Below are 16,218 nucleotides of genomic sequence, written 5' to 3'. Positions count from 1 at the left end.
ATTAATCATCTATCTCTTTCATTTTTCAATCTGTAATAGTCCTTTAAGAATTGATATCTTTTTTGACCTCGATAACTGCTTATCTTTCCAAATAGATAGTGCCCAAGTAATTTTTGAATCATCATTTTTATTCTGTCTACTCGCTGACTTTGTTTCTCAAATGCCCAGCTTTTCATGAATAAATGTTCACAATAATTTATTGACTTCTTCATGGATGGATACTCAAAATACTCCTTTGGATAAATTACTGTTCCATCGTTTAATGTTTGAATTTTGTTTTTCAATTGAAATTCAGGATAATTGTCGATAAGAAAGCGAGTAAAAGTGCCATTATTATTCGTATCAAACTTTCCATTGAACATGTCATCATATGATCGATCTTCATAAAGTTTAAGTAAACCTTTAATAAGATTTTTCCCGGGTTCAGCACCGATTACCGCAGTGCTCAGCGCATCGCTATACATCATGCCTAGAAAGATCGGATTATTCAGTAAGCTATCAAAGTTTTTATGTACAAGAACATCACTATCCAAATATATGCCGCCATACTTAGCTAGCACATCCAATCTAATCACATCCGATACAAATGCGTACTTTCCTTTTAAAAAGCTTTCATGTGCGAACCGATTACTATCAATTGGCCAATTATGTTCGTTCCATTCTTTGATCTCATATCCTGACAAGATCTGCTTCCAAGATTCAATACAGTCTAAGACTTTTTTAGGTTTCTCTTTCCCACCAATCCAAATATAGTGTATTATCTTGGGTATCATTAATTTCACTCCTAAATCTTATCTCACCAGTATACATTAGATAAGAAAGCTAATGTATACACACTATATACCTTTTTTTCTCAGGTAAAATTTTTCATAAAGTGGCCAATTAATTTTCAATGCTAATAGTGCAATTTTGTAATTTCTTGGCAAATATTTAAATGATTTTAAATTAATCTCAGATACTAAACGATTTATATTTTTATTTTTATCCACTTGATTGAACTTCATATTGTGGTGAATAACGTGAATTATGTTCCTTGTGAATAGTGTGTCTAAATAATCTTGATAATTATTTAGCTGCATTTTATTTAGATAAGAACTTATTTTCTTGACAAGTAGACACGAAAAGTATTCAATCTCTGGAGTATAATTTGTAGTTGTTGAGTTTTCTCTCTTCATTAAATTATATAATGGTTTTTCAATGAAAACAATTTCACTTCTCACATGGCATAAATATTTAAAGACAAAGAGTGTGTCTTCAAAAAAATTGCCATTTTCTAAAAGAATATTATTTTCATCAATAATATTCTTTTTGAAAATTTTATTCCACAGTCCAACATCCATTTCTTTATGATGAGTCAAGTAGTCAGCAAGATAATCGTTACTGCTTTTTAGACAGCTTTCCGTTTCAAACTCAATTCTATTATTAAAGATTTTCTTAATGCCGCAAATGCATAAATCATTTTTTTCTTTTTCGACTGCTTGGTACATTGATGAGAGCATATTGTCTTCAAGAAAATCATCGCTGTCTATAAACATGATATATTTACCGTTTGCATGTTTTAGACCATTATTTCTTGCTGCTGATTGTTTTTGATTCCTCTGTCGGTAAACAGTAATATACTTATACTGCTTTGCGTACCTATTTAATATAGATAAGGTGGAATCCGTAGAGCCATCATCTATAATAATAATTTCAATATCAGGACGATTCGTTTGAAAAATAATGCTGTCTAAACACTTTGAAATTTGTTCAGCAGCATTGTAAGCAGGGATTATGATACTTATTGATACCAAAGGAAAAACCTCTCACTCTTGATTTGATAAGAATTTTCTTTGTAAAAATCCATAAATTTTTTTGCCCCAATTTTGCTTTTCCATAAACATAACAGGCAATTCCACGTAATTAATTGAATTCTTACTGATCCAAACATCGAGCAAACGTTCACTGATATATCCAAAAACCCGAGCTTCCTTTGGAGAATAATTTGAGATATCGATATCTTTTTCAAGTTGAAATAATATATCAAACATCCACTCACAGTAATTATGAAACAAATGTTCTTTCATAATAAACATGTTAAAGCGATGGGATGCTGTTTTATTCATTTCTTCATCAAAGTACTTAATATACTCAGGATATTTTTTCTCAATAATTTTTCTTGTTTGGAGAAGATCTTCCCCATTATGTGCATGTTCATAATGGGATTGGCTCGTTTCAATCCAATAGTGACGCTTCTTAGGCAAGATGACATCATATCTATCAAGCAATTCACGAACTTTTTCTTCAGATAAAATATGACTCCACTTAGATTTAGTAGACCCTGTAAAAAAAGATTGGTCACAGAAGTGTCTTCTATAGTGGACCAATCCAATGAAATCTGCATTTAAATTTTTCCATGCCCAATATACTGCGGTCAATTCGCAGTAATTAGGGTTTTTCATTGAAATATGATCGCCAGTATTATCCCCAATGTACCCCAAATCGTCTTTTCCTTCGCGTCCTACGTGAATTGGAATATACATTGAATCTTTTGGCATCCTATATTTCTTATGTGTTGCAACAATAATTTTAATACTCACTTGTCCAAGCTCCTCAAATATCACAAGTAGTATTTGCCCTTACAAATGATATTATTAGTATGCACCTTTTTTTGCTAAAACAGTCATGACTGTTTTAAATAGTATCTTAAGGTCAAAGGCAAATGACTTATGACGCACATAATATAACTCTACATTACAACGCTCAGGGTACTCAATTTCACTTCGTCCGCAAACCTGCCAATTACCTGTTAGACCCGGCTTTGCGGAGAGAAAGAGATCTTTGTCTTCACCATATTCATTCAATTCTTCGGATACAACAGGTCGCGGACCAACGAGACTCATCTCACCTTTAATAACATTAATTAATTGTGGAAGCTCATCAAGGCTCGTTTTCCGCAGAAATCTTCCAATCTTTGTAATACGGGGATCTTCTTCCGGTTCCAACTTATAACTATTCTCCAAGTACTTATGGTACAAATTTCGGTTGGCCTTGAGCACATTCTCTGCATCAACGACCATCGATCGAAATTTATATATATGAAAAGGTATCCCATTCTGTCCGATTCTTTTTTGCCTAAAAAATACCGGACCTTTCTGGCTTCCTCTCAAATAAAGTAACGAAATAACGAGAAAAATTGGTGAAGTGAGTACGAGACCAATGACTGCGCCAAACAAATCAAGGGCTCTTTTGAAAAACATATATGAAGCACTGTCATGTTCATAAGCGTTTGTCATGACAGTACGTTGTGTCTCTTCAATGTAGCGTGCATTGATTTCCGATTTAGGCATCGCCATTGTCTTATCCTCCATCATTCGAGTGGTAGTTTGTTGTCGTGAAGGATTTGCTCAATGCCTTTAAGAACATCCTTCTGAATCGTTTTATCTTGAAGCGCCATTTCGATGTTGGTTAGCACAAAGCCTAGCGTTTCGCCGACATCGAATCGTTTGCCCTCGAATTGATACGCGAAAACGCCTTGCAGTTCATTTAATTTCTGAATCGCATCGGTCAATTGGATCTCGCCGCCGGCACCGATTTCCTTCTTATCAAGGAAGTCAAAGATTTCCGGGGTGAGCACGTAGCGTCCGATGATCGCCATGTTCGACGGTGGGTTGCTTTCCGGTTTCTCAACGAACTTGCGCACATCAAATAAGCGTCCGTCTTGCGCTTTCGGATCAATGATGCCATAGCGATGCGTCTGGTTTTCCGGCACTTCTTTAACCCCGATGCAGGAGCATCCGGTTTTTTCGTATTGGTTGATTAATTGTTTAATGCATGGTGTTTCTGCCTGAACAATATCGTCGCCAAGCAGAACGGCGAATGGTTCGTCACCGATGAACTTGCGGGCACACCAAACCGCGTGACCCAGCCCTTGCGGCGACTTTTGACGGATATAGTGAATATCAATCTTAGATGGTTCACGTACTTTTTCAAGCAGATCGAGTTTATTTTTTTTGATCAAATTTTGTTCGAGTTCGTATGCCGTATCGAAGTGATCTTCGATGGCCCGTTTTCCTTTACCGGTCACAATGATGATGTCTTCAATGCCGGCTTCCACAGCTTCCTCAACAATATACTGAATAGTCGGATTGTTGACAATGGGAAGCATTTCCTTAGGCAATGCCTTCGTTGCCGGTAAGAAGCGTGTTCCTAAACCTGCAGCCGGAATGACTGCTTTTCTGACTTTCTTCATGAAAAGACCCCCTGAGTCGTGGAGACGCACATTATCTCGGTTGCTTATTCTCTGCTGCAGTCTCGCGTAATTTTGAGGAAATAGTGTACTATATCTTTGTAATCGAATAGGAGTTAATGAACGGATAAAGCAAACGATTCTTCCATTATACCCCATTCACCTGCTTCTTTGCTCTAAATCTCGACATTTTTTACACGCCAAGCTACAAGCATTATAGCATATTTTTTTCTTGTGCAAAGTGGAAGTTATGGGCAGATGGTCATGGGTCGTTGCTGCATCGGCTTTTGTTACAATTGATTGCGGTTCATTTACGTTTTTTTTACAGAAAGATTTCAAAGTCAAGTGCTGAATGTGTCATTTTTTGTCGTTGGTCGTGATTGACTATACAATTCTTATTGATTTTGCTTCGTATTAATCTTGGTTCATTGAACGTTGCTCCCTCGTTTTGGTCTATGCATCTCAAGCTGTCCTCTTGCAAGTTGTTATTGCCCGAAATCGATTTGACACGCTCCGTGCTTTCCCATACAGTTATATGGAAATCATTTGGTATTGTTTTTTTGCATTTCGTGCATTCTGTATATAAAGGAACGATTTCGATGAATAAACAATTTGCAGTAATAGGGCTGGGGCAGCTTGGCTCCAGCATCAGCATTGAGCTGACGAATATGGGCTGCGAGGTTCTGGCGATTGATATTGATCTGGATAAAGTGAATGATTACGCGGATGTGGTCACGCAGGCGGTGCAGGCGGATTCGACCGATGAGAAGGTGCTGCAGGCGCTTGGCGTTCGCAATTTCGATCATGTGATTGTCGCAATCGGCCGCAACATTCAGGCGAGCATTTTGACAACGCTGCTGCTCAAGGAAGCCGGAGTTAAGGAAATTTGGGCGAAGGCTCAGAATGATTACCACGAGAAGATTCTGAAGAAGCTCGGGGCTGATAAGATTATCCGTCCGGAAGTGGAAATCGGCTTCCGCATTGCTCATCTGGCGACGGCCAATAAGATTCTGGATTACATCGAGCTTTCTAAAGATTACAGCATCATTGAAATTGAAGTGACCGACCGGCTGATCGGCAAGTCGATCATGGAAATTGATGTGCGCGCCAACTATGGCTGCAATGTGATCGCGATCCGTCGCGATCGTTCGGTCGTCGTACGCAACATTGGCGAACTGAAATTGAAGCACGGCGATGTGTTGCTGATTATCGGTAAGAGTGAAGATTTGGAACGTTTTGAGAAGCAAGGGGTCTGATTGGGATGAACCGTTTCGTGATGAGGCGGTTGATTTTTTATTTATAAGGAGATTGGCTATGGTGCTGTTTGAGCGTTTGATGAAAAAATTGGATGTGCGGGCGATCTCGACGAACCCGCCGCTGCTCTTGTCGATGCTGCTGGTCGTGCTGATTCTGGTCGGGACGCTGCTGCTGAAGCTGCCGATTGCGGCGCGCGGGCACTTATCCTGGCTCGATGCGCTGTTCTTTTCCACATCGGCATCAACCGTGACCGGATTGACGCCGTTTGAGCCTTCGGAGACGTTTACGCTGTTCGGACAGGTCGTGCTGATGGTGCTGATTCAGATCGGTGGGATCGGTGTGATGGCCTTTGCCGTCTTCTTCGTCATTTTGCTTGGCAAGAAAGTCTCGATTCGTCAGCGTCAGCTGATGCAGGAGGCGTTGAACGCGCCGTCGCTCGGCGGCGTGATTCGGCTCGTTAGCTGGATTCTGATCGTTTCGTTTGCGATTGAGCTGGTCGGGATGTTCTTCCTTGCCTTCCGCTTCGTGCCGGATTTCGGCTGGGGTATAGGGCTGTATTACAGCCTTTTTCATTCGATTAGCGGGTTCAACCAAGCCGGGTTCTCGCTATTTCCCGGCAGCATGAATCGCTACCTCGGTGATCCGATTGTCAATCTGACGATGATTACAATGATTACGATTGGCGGCATCGGCTTTACGGTACTGGCCGAGTTGCTGTCCACCCACCGGTTCCGCAAGCTGTCCATTCACGCACAGGTGATGCTTTCCGGTACGCTGGTGATCAACGTCATCATGGTACTGGCCATTTTTGTGATTGAATATGGCAACCCGCATTCGCTCGGCCCGCTCAGCTTCGTGGACAAGCTGTGGGCGGCCTTCTTTCAAGGCGTCTCGCCGCGAACCGCCGGGATTACAACGCTTGATCCCGCCGGCCTTAGCCAAGCATCGCTGCTGCTGACGATGCTGATGATGTTCATCGGTGCCGGCAGCACGTCGACCAGCGGCGGGATTAAGCTGACCACGTTCATGATCGTGCTTGCGCAGATGCTGACGTTTCTGAAAGGGCGGCGCGAGGTGGTGATTAATAAGCGGACAATCCGTCACCAAGTGATCATTCGCGCCGTATCAATCATCTCGATTTCGCTGATCGTCATCCTGGTCGGATTGTTTCTGCTCTGCTTATCGGAGGATCAGCCGTTTCTCGTGATCTTGTTTGAGGTGATTTCCGCGTTTGGAACCGCCGGCGAAACGATCGGCGCAACCGCACAACTGTCGCCGTTCGGCAAAGTCGTGATTATGTGCCTGATGTTCTTCGGCAAGGTCGGGCCGCTGACGCTGGCCTTCTCGGTGACCAAACGTTCACATGTTGACATCCGCTATCCGGATGGGGAGATTTATACGGGGTGAGCATTCCTGTGGATCCGTCGCCCGCAAGCGTTGCACCTGTTACTATAAAGATAAAAGCCACGATTCTGAGTGATCCGATCGTGGCTTTGTTGTTGGGTAAATCGTTTAGTTATATCATGATCATGCAAATTATACTTCAATTCCATGTACCCTATCTTCCACAAAAAGGAAAACAATACGTTTAATGCGCATTTGCATTTTCGTTTTCCCCTAAATTTGTTTGTTTGCGTGCCAGTCTGATCAATGAAGAGATCTTTCGTCTAGCTTGTTTTCGCACGCATCGTAACATCGTCCTATAAAACTACATCTTTACTCAACTTTTTTCATATGAAGGCTATGGCTGCCTTCCTGCAGTGCTGCTTCTTTTGGTTTTACGGTGTAGTGAAGGTCATAATAAACTTTGTTGTCTTTTAATTGAATCTTGGCGACGCCGCCTTTGTTGTGAAAGCTGTCGGTGAACGTGAATGATCCTTTGCCGTCGAGATCAATCGGGACGATGTGTTTCATTGTTCCCGGCATCTGCCTGTTGCCCAGGATATGCTCGATTGAGATTTTGATAAGGTTATAGGACGGCATATCAATCGTGACCTTTTGGATCGGTTCTGTAGGGCCATGATCGGTAAATTGGTCTTTGTAGTACGCGGTAAAGTTCTGGGTTGTATTCGACCAAACGCCCGTATATCGGCTTGTTTGAGGCGTCGACGTGCTGCTCGCATCAGCAGACGGCGTATGTATTGGCGTTTTTCCTTTAGTGTTCGTTGGTTCTACCTTTTTAAACGTGCCGCTGTAATGCGTGTTGAATGCTTTGTCGAACTGAGCTGCATCGGCGTTCTTGTTGCCGCGTGCGCTATTTTTAGATATGCGGAGCGTCTTTTTATCGTGCGATAGTGTCAGAGTTTGCGTGACGTAGCCGGTGACCTGACCGTCGTTTGCAATCAGTGCCGCATTATTTAGGCTGATTTGATTCGCTTTTACTGTCCATTTATCGTTCCGCTTAATTTGTCCATAGCTGCCGATCCCGTCATTGTACAGGATCCGGTTCGCCCTGACCGTTATGGAATAACGTGCATTTTTCGTCGATATCCAATAGCCGCTGTAAGGGGTCTGCTTTGTATCTTTTTCCGGCGTTTGTGCGGATGAAGACGAGTCTGCATCGCTTGGTTGATTTTTGGGTTGTTCTGGTGCTGCTTTTTTTATGGGCTCGCTTTCGGAGTGCGGGCTGTTTGGTTCTGAATCTGCTCCGCCGCAAGCGGTCAGTGACAGAGCCAGAACTGCGGCTACGCATACACGGATTACTTTTTTCAAAAGGTCTCCCCTCGATTTTTGTGTGATACATGCATTATAAACGGACAGACACTGCCGCGTACACTCAGAAGGCGCGCCGTGGTTCTTTTTAATCGCTCTACTCTTTTTTGCGGGGGCGCTTGGTCAACGCTCTCTTTTTGGCTGCTACATTTGCGGATGAGCTGTTGCGGAATGCGGAATCTTTGCTTCAATGATTAGAAAACTTGGCTTTGCCAAGCCTCTGGCGAAGGCAAAGGCTTAGTTGCACTTACACTCGTTTCCTTAAATCTTTTTATTTTCTATACTTTCTTACCAGTGTAAAAAAAGGCAAAAGCGTCTTGTGTTGCGCGCGCTTGCCTTCGTTTTTCTCTTATTTGCTTGGTTTTACAACGTGTCCGATTGGGCCGTGGACGATTTCGCCATTTTTCATGACTGTTACGCCGCGGACGATGGTTTGCACCGGAACGCCTTTGATGTGCCAGCCGTCATAGGCGGTGACTTTGCTTTTGCTGTGCAGGTTCGTCGCTTTGATCGTTGTTTCCTTGTTTAGATCGACAATCGTGATGTCGGCGTCGGTGCCGACTTCGAGCGAACCTTTCTGCGGGTAGATGCCGAAGCGTTTGGCCGGGTTTTCCGACATCAGTGCCGTCAGTTTTTGCAGGCTAAGCTTGCCTTCGTTAACGGCATTCAGCATCAGTGGCGCCATCGTTTCGGTGCCCGGCATGCCGGCCGGTATTTTCCAGAGGCTGCCGGATTTTTCTTCGGCTGTATGCGGCGCGTGGTCGGATGAAATGATCGTGATCGTGCCATCATTGATTGCCTGCCACAGCGCTTGTTGATCCTTTTTGTACTTAACCGGCGGGTAGATTTTCATTACTGCGCCGACGGTTGGGTAGTCCTCGTTGCTGAGGAACAGGTAATGCGGGCAGGTTTCAGCGCTGACCGGCGCGCCTTGGGCTTGTGCGCGGCGAATCGCGTCTGCTGCCTCGGCAGTGGTCACATGGAGCACATGCAGTTTGGCGCCGGATGCGCGTGAGAAGGCCGTGCCCATTTGTACGGTAACTTCTTCGGCCAGATTCGGGCGTCCGTCGAGCAGCGCCTCGTAATCGTCACGTCCGCTCTTTTTCACCTGCTCGGTCAAGGTTTGGATCAAGCTGCTGTCTTCGCCGTGGATGGCGAGAACATTGCCGGTCTTGGCGACGTCTTGGAAAATTTGGTAGACCTCGCCGTCAGACAGCGGCGGCAGCACGTCGGTCATGCCCGGTTCGTAGTTGTAGGTGAGCTGGAATGTGTTCTTGTTGACCGCGTAGCCCCAGAAATACTTGATGCCGATCACGCCGGCGTCATGGAGTTCGGGCAAGCCGGCGTTGTTCATCGGTCCGAGCGCGATGCCCCAAAGTCCGAAGTCGACATGGGCTTTCGGCGTCAGGTTGGCCACCTGTGCTTGGTAGCTGGCGGCATCGCGTGTCGGCGGTGTCGTGTTCGGCATGTCGAAGATCGTGGTGATCCCTCCGGCAGCCGCCGCTTGGGTTGAGGTGAAGAAATCCTCTTTGTAGGTTGGCCCCGGATCACGCGAATGAACATGGACGTCGATCAGCCCGGGCAGTATGTATTGGCCGCGCGCGTCGGTTTCCTGTTCGGCCGTTCCTTCAAGCGCCGTTTTGGAGATCGCGGAAATTTTTCCTTCTTTTATATAGAGATTGGCTTGATACGTTTCGCTTGGTGTGGCGATGGTTCCGTTTTTGATGAGATGATCCCAGTGCATGATTTCGCCTCCGTCTATATGTCTGCTTAAATTATACGGGATTTTACGGTACGATGGCAAAAGTGTTTGTTGTTGATTCACAGAAATTGAGCGACCACCGTTTTGGCACGGCGCATTGTGCGTGTTTGGCTTGCTCGCATCAACAGCGGGCAATTCGCTGCAATTTGAGCCCGTTTCAGTGCGGCTTGACTGCGTGCCATGTTTCGCCTATGCGATTGCGGGCTGCCTTTTTTAGGTGCGACGGTCGTTAACTGAGATCTACCTGCCCGATGAGATCGGTCAGATGCTCAATCTGATGACGGTTCAAATAATCGTCGATGTCGTCGATGATTGTGGTCATGGCGTTCGGTTGGAGAAACGTTGCGGTGCCGACCTGCACGGCGGATGCGCCGGCGAGGATCATCTCGATCGCGTCTTGTCCGTTCATGACGCCGCCGCTGCCAATAATCGGCAGACGGGTCGCTTGATGGACTTGATAAATCAGGCGGACGACAAGCGGTTTGACCGCTGCCCCGGATAGGCCGCCCATAATGTTGCCGATGCGTGGTTTGCGCGTTTCGCTATCGATCGCCATGGCCAGAAAGGTATTGGCCACGGTCAGCGCATCGGCTCCGGCATGTTCTGCGGCTTGGGCGATGTCTTGGATCCGGGTCACATTGGGCGTTAATTTTACGATCACCGTTTTATCGGTTATTGCGCGAACGGTGCGCACAAGCTGAGCGGTTGCTTCAGCACTCATGCCGAACGCTTGTCCATTCGCACGCAAGTTCGGACAAGAGATGTTGAGCTCAAGTGCTGCAACGTCCGGCTGCGCGTCAAGCCGTGCTGCTAAGGTTTCAAATTCATCAATCGTTTCACCGGAGATGCTGGCGATCAGCGGCGGGCTGAATTTGCGGTATGCCGGCAACTGATGCGTCACGTAGTCGTCAATCCCTTTGCTTTGAATGCCGATCGAGTTGATCATGCTTCCGCTTGTTTCACAAACTCGCGGCACCGGATTCCCGTCGCGGGCAGAGACGGTGACACTTTTGGGTACAAGCGCACCGAGCCGATTGATGTCAAGCAGCGGCGTGAGCTCTGCACCGAACGTGCCGGAAGCGGGCATGATCGGATTTTTCAAAATCAGCTTTCCAATGTGCACAGACAGATCGCTCATTGGATCACCACCTGTTCGATTGGAAAGACCGGTCCGTCGCTGCAGACGCGGGCTGTTTTCAACTGGCCATGGCTGCGGATCGTGCATGCGCAGGCGTAGCAGTCACCGATGCCGCAAGCCATGTGCGCTTCGGTTGCCAGCTCTCCTTTCAAGTGATACTTTTCCGCTAAGTCTTGAGCCAGCTTGCTCAACCGGCGCGAGCCGCAGCTGTACAGCGCACCGATTTTCTCGGCATGGATTAACTGCTCCAAACGCGGCCGCACCTGTTCCAAGTTGCTCGTGCCCTCCTGATCGGTCACCGTGTAGACGTTGGCACCGATTTCCGCCAAGGCGGTGGCTGTCAGTAGATCGTTTGCTGTTCGCGCGCTGAGCAAAACATGAACCGCTTTGTTTTGCGCGCGTGCCTCGCGTGCCAGCGCATGCAAGGTGGCGACACCGACACCGCGGGCGATCAGCAGCAGCGCACCTTGTTCCGGAAGCGTGAACCCGCGTCCGAGCGGGCCAATCAAGTTCATGTAGTCGCCGGGGCGGCGCTGGGTCATCTGCTGCGTCCCGCTTCCTTTTACAAGATAGAGAAATTCCAAAGTCGCCGATGCTTGATGATAATGGAAGACGCTGAGCGGACGGCGCAGCGGATTCTGCTGCGCATCGCCGCATTGAAGATGAAAGAATTGACCGGGTGCGACGTGTTCATCCAGCATCGACGCATCGAGGATCATATGCCAGTAGCGGGCATTGATCGGATGGTTGGCAATAATTTTCGCATTAAAGAGTTTCATTGGTCTTTTACTGCACCTGCTTTCTGCTCAGCGGCATTGCCGGCGCATTCGAGCACGGCCGATTCGAGCACGTCAATGCCGGTGATAATGTCGCTTAAGTTGGTGTGTTCGTCGGGATGATGGCTGATGCCGCCGGTTGAGGGAACGAAAATCATGCCGACCGGGCAGAGCGCAGCCATGTTCATCGTGTCGTGCCCGGCCCCGCTTGGCATCCGCATCGACGCAATGTTCTTGCTGCGGCAGACCGACTCAACCGTTTCGATTAAGGCTTCATCCATCTGCACCGGCGTTTCATCACTCAGCATCCTGCAGGTAATGTCCAGCCGGCGCGTTTGGCGCAGATGCTCCATGAGCTCATACAGGAATTGCACGACACGGGCTTTCGACGCGCGTGAAATGCTGCGAATGTCGACCTTGATATGGGTCTCGCCCGGCACGACGTTCATCGCCCCCGGTGCAATTTCAATATCGCCGACGGTGGCCACCGTACCATGCGCCATCTCACGGCGTGCCTCTTTTTCCAGCTCCAAGGTGATTTCAGCGGCACCGATCAACGCATCATGGCGTTGATTCATCGGTGTTGAACCGGAATGAGCCGCATGGCCTTTGACGCAGATGCTGAAACGCGTCGGTGCCGCGATGCCGCTTACCACGCCAATTGACAGATTTTTCGCCTCGAGTATTGGTCCTTGCTCAATATGCATTTCCAGAAAGGCTGCCAATCTATGCTTTGGCAGACGTGCCTCCCCGAGCTTGCTGAAGTCAAGGCCGCGCTTGGCAAAAACCGTTTGAATCGGCGTCCCCTCTTTATCAGTGAGCGCGGCAATGTCCTTTTGCTCAATGAGGCCGGCAATCGCTTTGCTGCCGATTTGCGAGAAGCCGAATCGCGCCGACTCCTCGCATGCGAAGGAAAACAGCTCGATCGGGCGTATCGTTTCGATCCTGCGCGCATTCAAGTCGCGCAGGACTTCCAGTGCGGCCAATACGCCGAGGGTGCCGTCGTAAGTCCCGCCTTCATAGACGGTATCCAGATGTGAGCCGATCCCAATTGCCGGAAGTTCCGGACAACGACCTTGCCTGCGGGCGGTCACATTGCCGACCGAATCGACGTGTACCGCTAATCCTGCCGCTTGGCACTGTTCAATCAAAACATTTGTCGCCTGCTCTTCTGCTTTGCTGTAAGCAAGCCGCATCATCCCGCGGTCTGTTCGTCCGATCTGTGCAAGTTCGCGCATTGTTTGTTTCACGCGCTGCGTGTCAACCATTAACCATCGCCATCCTTATTTGTTGCTTCAGAATCTTTCTCTATCTTGTGAAGGAAAAAGTACCGGTGTCCTGCGAGACGAATCGCTTAAACATCCGGCACTTTTTTCATTTTGTTGTTTTAAGAAAAAACGGGCAAAAAGCGTCCGGTCCTTAATCTCCAGCCATATGTAATGGGCTCGTGTCTTTTCGGTGCTGAATCGTCGCTTCGGTTGCTCGCTTGCCGCGGGCGTCAGAGCATCTGCGCGTTTGACGCACTGGCTTTTTGCGCGACCAAAAATCACATTCTGTCTTAACCTATTAAAAAAGTGAGCTTAGCGCCTGCATCGCGCTCAGATGATCACTGGCTTGGTCTGCGGCTTGATGCAAGACTTTGCCTATTTGATCTTTATTTTCGTCAAAATAATGCTGCTTGCCGACAAGGCTCAAGCTGAGCAGCGCTTGATTTTTGCTATGAAAAATCGGTACGGATAGTGCTGACGTGCCAAGCTCTAGTTCTTGCTTGCAGTAGGCTTCGCCCGTTTGCCGCGCTTGGTCAATCTTGCGGCGCAGCTGGTCCGGATCCGTCAATGTATACGGCGTGTACGGATGGAGCACTTCTTTCTCCAGCATCCCGTCAATGACCGAATCGGGCTGATAAGCGAGAATAATCTGCGCGGCAGCCGCCGCATTCAGCGGCATGCGTTGACCGACATGGACAAAGAAGTTCGCGCCGGTGCTTAGCGGTTGATGCGTATGCGTGCAGAACACTTCATTGGCCTGATAGCGGCAAATGAAGGCATAGAGGCCGGTTTCATCGCCAACCTGCTTGCAATACTGCGCCAACAGTCCAACCGGATCGCGGTTTTGCAAAAACGTACTGCCCCAACTCATTGCTTTAGGTCCCAGCATATATTTCTTTGTTTCCGCGCTCTGAACCACCAAGTGATAGCCGCACATGTTCTGCAGCATGCGGTGTAAGCTCCCTTTGCTGAGCAGCGTTTGTTTGGAAAGCTCGGTAATGCCGATACCGCCGGCCGGACAGTCGCTGATTACATCCATCAATTTAACAAAGCGGTCCATCCATTCGATGGTCATCACGTCCTTTATTAAGCAAGATCCTTACCCTTTGTTTCCGGGACAAGCAGGAACATCGATACGGCGGCCAGGATATAAACAACGGAGATCGTACCGAGCGCCGCACTAAGTGAGTGATTGAGGGCCATGAATCCGATGATCAGCGGCCCGAAGCTGCCGAAAAAGCGCCCGGTGTTGAAAATAATATTTTCCGCTGTGGAGCGAGCGCTTGTCGCATAATGCTCGGCAAGCAGCGCGCCGTAGCCGCCCATCATGCCGTTAACGAAGAACCCGAGTACCGATCCAAGTGCAACCAGTAACGTTGGGGTGCCGATCTGGAAATAAATCCAGACGATCAGCGCGGCGCAGATTTGGAACGTCATGTAGGCCGGTTTGCGTCCCCATGTATCGGCAAGCCAAGCGAAAACAATGATGCCCAGCACCATGCCGATAACGGTGGAAATGGTCCAAACCACGGTTCCGTTAATCGTGTAGTGGTGCTGTTGAGCAAGCATGGTCGGCATCCAGTTCATGATGCCGAAATAGCCGAAGTTCTGCACGCTGCAAATGATAATCAAGCCGAGCGTTGTTCCGGTAATGCGCCAGCCCTTGAACAGTTCAACAATCGAAATGGATGATTTCTTTTCACCCTTTGACTTCAGCCAGATTTCCGGTTCTTTCAAATTGCGACGCGACCACCAAGCAAGCAGTGCGGGAACGACGCCGACAAGGAATACGCCTTTCCAGCCGAAATGCGGCGCAATGAATGCGGCCATCAATGTGGCGAGAATCGTCCCGCCCTGATAGCCAAGCGCGACATAGGAGGTTGCGCGTGTCCGCAGTTTCTTCGGCCATGTCTCTGTAACCAGGGTCATCCCGATTCCGAATTCTCCGCCGAGCCCAAGTCCGGAGAGAAAGCGGAAGATGTTAAACGTTTCAAAATTCGGTGCAAACGCGCAAAGACCGGTAAACACGGAGAAAATGAGGATCGTCCATGTAAACACGCGCACACGTCCGTAGCTGTCGGCGAGGATCCCGAACAAATAACCGCCGACCACAACCCCTAGCATTGTAATGGTTGAAATACTTCCCGCCTGCGCGGGGTTCAAACTGTAATACGCAATAATTAATGGCAGAACAAAGGAAAGAATCATCATATCCAGACCGTCCATCGCATAGCCGACGATCGATGCCCAAAGCGTCTGGTGTTGATAAGGGCCCACCTTTTCCTCTTCTTGCAACTTGCTGGTTGTCTCTGTCATTCGTTTCTCACCCTTCACCCCAAAATGTGTTTGTCTAAACTGTGCGCTCTTTTGTTCCACTGAGTGGAACTGTGTTTCTTTTTTTAACAAAGAAAAATAAAAAGTACGTTCTTATTCTATCTGGAATTTAGGATTTGGGAAATAGATTTGTCAGATATTCTGACAACGTTTTTTGTTTTTCTGCATAAAGTGTCCTTGTTCGATGTTTCCTTAGGGTCAGCTGTTGCTCGCTCCGGAATGCATCAGTTGAATCTGCGGATGGACCGAGAGATGAATGTTCGGATATACGGTCGCCCAATGCGCTCGGGCGCGTTGGCATTCATGCGGATAGCTGCGCTCGAACACTTCGTACGTCATGTAGACATCGCTGCCAACGCATTGGCTTTGTTTAAAGCCCTTGGTAATCAGTGATGCGAGATATGCTTCGGTTTGCTGCTCAATCCGGCGCCGGTCGCGCGCGTTCAGCGGATTGAGTGCAGTTGTGTTTTCCTGCAGTATGCCCTTGCCGCTCAGATGGATGGAGAGATGCCAGCGCCCGTGATTGATGGTTGGAACGGCTCGCAGTTGAATGTCTTGGATATTCATAGAAAGTCTGCCTCGGTTCCCTTTCGGTTTGAATGTGAACGTGTTGTCTCTGTATTCGCCGGTATGGCCGTTTTCAAGTTTGATACAAATTTTGGATGGTTTGATACGAAATTCGGTCCGTTTGATACGACTTTCCGGGTTTGAAGTTTCTTCAGTGGACAGAACCAATAAAGGCT

Annotated in this window: 15 protein-coding genes; 2 read left to right on the top strand and 13 right to left on the bottom strand. The window is 47.6% G+C overall.

The window, feature by feature from the left end:
• Positions 1 to 5: 5 nt before the first annotated feature.
• From AA84_RS17820 to galU, 5 genes are all read right to left on the bottom strand, one after another.
• Complete coding sequence (locus AA84_RS17820) at positions 6 to 773, bottom strand: glycosyltransferase family 32 protein (protein WP_051578001.1); 768 nt, start codon at positions 771 to 773, stop codon at positions 6 to 8.
• A gap of 63 nt (positions 774 to 836) precedes the next feature.
• A complete protein-coding gene (locus tag AA84_RS0112570; protein ID WP_028977495.1) occupies positions 837 to 1,793 on the bottom strand; it encodes a glycosyltransferase family 2 protein in 957 nt (318 codons plus the stop codon).
• A 12-nt stretch (positions 1,794 to 1,805) separates the two neighbouring features.
• Positions 1,806 to 2,579: a DUF4422 domain-containing protein gene (locus AA84_RS0112565; protein ID WP_028977494.1), complete on the bottom strand. Its 774-nt coding sequence runs from the start codon at positions 2,577 to 2,579 to the stop codon at positions 1,806 to 1,808.
• 54 nt (positions 2,580 to 2,633) lie between these two features.
• Entirely contained in the window at positions 2,634 to 3,275 is a 642-nt protein-coding gene (locus AA84_RS0112560; RefSeq protein ID WP_236628093.1) for a sugar transferase, read from the bottom strand.
• Between the two features lie 74 nt (positions 3,276 to 3,349).
• The gene (galU, locus tag AA84_RS0112555; protein WP_028977492.1) at positions 3,350 to 4,231 is read right to left on the bottom strand and encodes a UTP--glucose-1-phosphate uridylyltransferase GalU; all 882 of its coding nucleotides are present in this window, start codon (positions 4,229 to 4,231) and stop codon (positions 3,350 to 3,352) included.
• A 596-nt stretch (positions 4,232 to 4,827) separates the two neighbouring features.
• On the opposite strand from galU, the gene AA84_RS0112550 reads away from it, so the two are divergent.
• On the top strand, positions 4,828 to 5,484 hold the full coding sequence (locus AA84_RS0112550; protein WP_028977491.1) for a potassium channel family protein: 657 nt from the start codon (positions 4,828 to 4,830) through the stop codon (positions 5,482 to 5,484).
• Positions 5,485 to 5,542: 58 nt separating this feature from the next.
• Positions 5,543 to 6,892, top strand: a complete 1,350-nt coding sequence (locus AA84_RS0112545) for a TrkH family potassium uptake protein (protein ID WP_081791784.1) — start codon at positions 5,543 to 5,545, stop codon at positions 6,890 to 6,892.
• 309 nt (positions 6,893 to 7,201) lie between these two features.
• Here the strand turns inward: AA84_RS0112545 and AA84_RS0112535 are convergent, their stop codons facing one another.
• From AA84_RS0112535 to AA84_RS0112490, 8 genes are all read right to left on the bottom strand, one after another.
• A complete protein-coding gene (locus AA84_RS0112535; RefSeq protein ID WP_028977488.1) occupies positions 7,202 to 8,197 on the bottom strand; it encodes a hypothetical protein in 996 nt (331 codons plus the stop codon).
• A gap of 349 nt (positions 8,198 to 8,546) precedes the next feature.
• A complete protein-coding gene (gene allB, locus AA84_RS0112530) occupies positions 8,547 to 9,941 on the bottom strand; it encodes an allantoinase AllB (protein WP_028977487.1) in 1,395 nt (464 codons plus the stop codon).
• Between the two features lie 247 nt (positions 9,942 to 10,188).
• On the bottom strand, positions 10,189 to 11,097 hold the full coding sequence (locus AA84_RS0112520; protein WP_028977486.1) for a dihydroorotate dehydrogenase: 909 nt from the start codon (positions 11,095 to 11,097) through the stop codon (positions 10,189 to 10,191).
• Positions 11,094 to 11,876: a dihydroorotate dehydrogenase electron transfer subunit gene (locus AA84_RS0112515; protein WP_028977485.1), complete on the bottom strand. Its 783-nt coding sequence runs from the start codon at positions 11,874 to 11,876 to the stop codon at positions 11,094 to 11,096. Before AA84_RS0112515 ends, AA84_RS0112520 begins: the two co-directional genes overlap by 4 nt.
• Positions 11,873 to 13,141 carry a Zn-dependent hydrolase gene (locus AA84_RS0112510; RefSeq protein WP_028977484.1) on the bottom strand — a complete coding sequence of 423 codons (1,269 nt, stop codon included), beginning with the start codon at positions 13,139 to 13,141 and terminating at the stop codon, positions 11,873 to 11,875. The genes AA84_RS0112515 and AA84_RS0112510 overlap by 4 nt, the downstream gene beginning before the upstream one ends.
• A gap of 298 nt (positions 13,142 to 13,439) precedes the next feature.
• Positions 13,440 to 14,216: an IclR family transcriptional regulator gene (locus AA84_RS0112500; RefSeq protein WP_028977482.1), complete on the bottom strand. Its 777-nt coding sequence runs from the start codon at positions 14,214 to 14,216 to the stop codon at positions 13,440 to 13,442.
• An 11-nt stretch (positions 14,217 to 14,227) separates the two neighbouring features.
• The gene (locus AA84_RS0112495; RefSeq protein WP_051578000.1) at positions 14,228 to 15,457 is read right to left on the bottom strand and encodes an MFS transporter; all 1,230 of its coding nucleotides are present in this window, start codon (positions 15,455 to 15,457) and stop codon (positions 14,228 to 14,230) included.
• A 216-nt stretch (positions 15,458 to 15,673) separates the two neighbouring features.
• Positions 15,674 to 16,210: a Ger(x)C family spore germination C-terminal domain-containing protein gene (locus tag AA84_RS0112490; RefSeq protein WP_028977480.1), complete on the bottom strand. Its 537-nt coding sequence runs from the start codon at positions 16,208 to 16,210 to the stop codon at positions 15,674 to 15,676.
• Positions 16,211 to 16,218: the final 8 nt, after the last annotated feature.

The organism is Sporolactobacillus terrae DSM 11697, assembly GCF_000648615.1.
Taxonomy (GTDB): Bacteria; Bacillota; Bacilli; order Bacillales; family Sporolactobacillaceae; genus Sporolactobacillus; species Sporolactobacillus terrae.
Note: the sequence above shows the minus strand (reverse complement) of the source record. Positions and strands in the feature narration are given on the sequence as shown.